3 protein-coding genes are annotated in these 3,193 nt (G+C 68.1%); 1 reads left to right on the forward strand and 2 read right to left on the reverse strand.

Going from position 1 to position 3,193, the window contains the following annotated elements; all coding sequences use genetic code 11:
* Together G6045_RS39990 and glsA are read right to left on the reverse strand one after the other, a co-directional pair.
* The coding region (locus tag G6045_RS39990) for a hypothetical protein (protein ID WP_165337156.1) at positions 1-213 on the reverse strand (213 nt) is incomplete at its 3' end.
* Complete coding sequence (gene glsA / locus G6045_RS39995; RefSeq protein ID WP_165337157.1) at positions 210-1,958, reverse strand: glutaminase A; 1,749 nt, start codon at positions 1,956-1,958, stop codon at positions 210-212. The genes glsA and G6045_RS39990, both read right to left, overlap by 4 nt.
* A gap of 358 nt (positions 1,959-2,316) precedes the next feature.
* Between glsA and G6045_RS40000 the strand changes: the two genes are divergently transcribed.
* On the forward strand, positions 2,317-3,193 hold an 877-nt coding region (locus G6045_RS40000; protein ID WP_165337158.1), incomplete at its 3' end, for an ion transporter.

A 3,193-nucleotide genomic window follows, 5' to 3' on the forward strand; every position in this document is an offset into this window, starting at 1 on the left:
GGGCGGGGCGGGCCGTGGGTTGCCGGCCCGGCGCACCGCGTCCTCCACGTCCTGTTCGCGGGCGATCCGCCCGAGCTCGTCGAGATCCAGTTCCGTGCCCGTATACCCGCAGCCCTCGTCGGCGGGGCCGGCCTGCGCGGCGGTCAGGAGGGGACCGGCCAGGAACACCGTCGCGAGGACCAGGGCGGCCAGGGCGGTGCGGTGAGTCTTCACCTCCCACTTCCGGTCTGGCCCGAACTGCTGCCGGACAGACCCGACTTGCCGCTCTTGCCGGACCGCGGGCGGGGCGGGGTGCCTGGAACGGCGCGTGCGGAGTCCGTACTCGCATCGGGGCTCGGCTGCCCACCTGGGGCAGGGCTCGCGTCCGCCCCGGCCTCCCGCAGCAGCGTGGCGGTCTCTCCGTGCCCCTCACGTTCCGCGTCGTGCAGGGGTGTTCCGCCCCAGCGGTCCGCCGGCGCCGGCGGGACGCCGCGGGCGAGGAGATAGCGGACCACGTCGATGCGTCCTTCGGAGGCGGCCAGATGCAGTGCGGTGCGTCCGTCGTAGTCCGCGGCGCCCAGATCGGTGCCGGCCGCCGAGAGGCGTCGTACCTCGTCGAGATCGCCCTGGCTCGCGGCCCAGCACAGCGCCACGACGCTCTCCACGGAACTCTGGTTGCGCCGCTTGCGCGGATCTTTGCGCGTGGTCTGCGATTCCATCGCCGCGTGCGGATGCACCTGGTACTCCGCCACGAGTTTTCGGCAGAACTCGATTCCCCTTACGGAATTGCCCAGTTCGTCGAGGCGTGGTGACCATACGCAGATGCCCATCAGCTGCGGAATGACGATCATCATCGCCCCCGAAACCCCGCTCTTCGCCGGCAGCCCGACCGTGAAGGCGAACTCTCCGGAGAAGTCGTACATGCCGCAGGTCGCCATCAGCGAAAGACAGTGCTGGACGGTTTCCTCACTGAACACCCGGTCCCCGGTGAGCGGACAGACGCCCCCTGCCGCGAGGGTCCCGGCCACGACGCTCAGCATCCGCGCGTCCAACTCCACCGAGCAGCACTGGAAATAGAACTCCAGGGTCTCCTGGAGATTGGTGCCGTTCGGAAACGCCCGGTTCTCCCGCATGGAGTAGCCGAGGGCGAAATTCCGGTCCGCGGTCTGCCGTTCGGAGAGATAGACGGCGTTGTTGAACCCGGTACGCCGCCCGCCGGCGAGCCGCTGCCAGGTTCGTGCCACATGGTCGAAACGGTCGGCGGGCGCCAGTTCGGGGCGGATCAGCGAACAGCACATGATGGCGCCCGCGTTGATCATGGGGTTGTGCGGCCGTCCCTGCCGGTTGAGGGTGAGTTCGTTGAAGCTCTGCCCGCTCGGCTCGCGCCCGACGTGCCCGTGGGTGAGGTCGACGCCGTGCTCTTCGAGGGCAAGGCAGTAGCTGACCGTTTTTGATACCGACTGGACGCAGAACGGCACGTCGTCGTCGCCGACGGAGGTGCGCTGGCCGTCCACCGTGCACAACGAGATGGCGAACTGCTCGGGGTTCACCCGGGCCAGCTGCGGAATGTAGTCGGCCACCGCCCCCGACCTGACGGGCAGGATCTCCCGGTACATCCGGTGCACGTCGCCGACGAGCCCCGCGAAGTCCGGTACGGCCAACTGCCCCTGCATGGCGCGCTGGATGAGCCCGCTGTGCTCCTTGATGAGGGAGATGAACTCCCTGAAGTTCATCTCCCGTGTGTTCTCCCCGCTGTCGCCGTCGGCAGTCGCCGCCAGGATTCCCTGAATGCGCGGGTCGTCCTCCAGAATGCCGACCTCGGTGAGATGGGTGACCAGTTCACGGCGCGAGAGCGTCTCGCTCCTGTCGTCGTCGAAAGCATCGAATACGACGCGATAGGCCGCTTCGATCGGATTCCGTTCTCTGGATACGGACGGTACGGATTCGCTGTTCGCTCCGGCATCGGCCTGGGTCGGCATCCGAGAGGTCCCTTCCCCGAAGTGGGCGCTGTCCCCTTTCGGGATCTCCGCCGGCGGCTCCCGTAGACATGGCATTGCTCCGAACGGGGGACGGCGTACGGGATCACTGGGAGCCCGGGAAGGCGTACACCCGCGCATTGGAGAGGGCAATGGCGGCTGAGCGCATGCCTGGCCGGGCCAGTGGACAGGGAGAGATATCGAGCAGGGCCGCAGACGAACAGGCCGGGGACGAACAAGCCGGGGACGAAGAAGCCGGGGACGAACAGGCCGGGGACGAACAAGCCGGGGACGAGCAGGCCGGGGATGAAGAAGCCCGGCACGAGGAAGCCGCGGCAGAAACAGAGGGGCTGGTACAGCTTTGCGCACCGAACACGGCCTCCGGCGACGCCGGGCCCTGGCCGCAAGGGCCCGCACTCTGGTGGAGGCGGACTGGTTCTCCGCGGTGGTCGTCATTGCGATCCTGAGCAATGCGACGGTCCTCGGTGTGGAGACCTACAGCGGTCTGGCCGAGCGCTGGAATGGCCAACTGGCCGTCCTGGAGCACGGGTTCCTCGCGCTGTTCACGGCCGAGATCCTCCTGCGCGCCGCCGCCCATGCGGATCGCCCCGCCGACTTCTTCCGCAGTCCCTGGAACATCTTCGACACGCTCGTCGTCCTGTGCGCGTTCCTGCCGGTGACCCGCGACAACACCACGGTCCTGCGTCTTCTGCGCCTCGTCCGGGTCCTGCGCACCGCCAGATTCCTGCCCCAGCTCCGCGTCATCCTGCTTGCCTTCGGCAAGAGCGCGCCCGGAACGGCGAGCTTCCTGATGGTCGGCAGCCTTGTCCTGTACCTGTACGCGATGTTGGGCTGGATCTGCTTCGGTGCCGAGGACCCGGAGCGATACGGCACCCTGGGCCGGGCGGCGCTCACCCTCTTCGTGCTGATGACGCTCGACGGTCTCGGTGAGGCGGTTCAGGCGGGCCAGGAGATCTCCTCCTGGTCCTTCCTCTACTACGGCTCGTATGTGCTCTTCAGCTCGTTCCTCCTGGTCAACCTGCTGATCGGAGTGGTGATCAACTCTCTGGAGCAGGCACGCGAGCAGGAACGTCAGATCAGAAGCCCCTCGGACGGCGCCCCGGCCCCTCCCCCTGCCACCACGACCGCCGCCGAGTCCGTGGACCCGGACCGCCTCCGCGCCCGCATCGCCCACGCCCGCAAGGCACTGGACGACCTGGAGCACACCTTGCCCCCAC

This window comes from Streptomyces mesophilus (assembly GCF_011044995.1).
In the GTDB taxonomy this organism is placed as follows: Bacteria; Actinomycetota; Actinomycetes; order Streptomycetales; family Streptomycetaceae; genus Streptomyces; species Streptomyces mesophilus.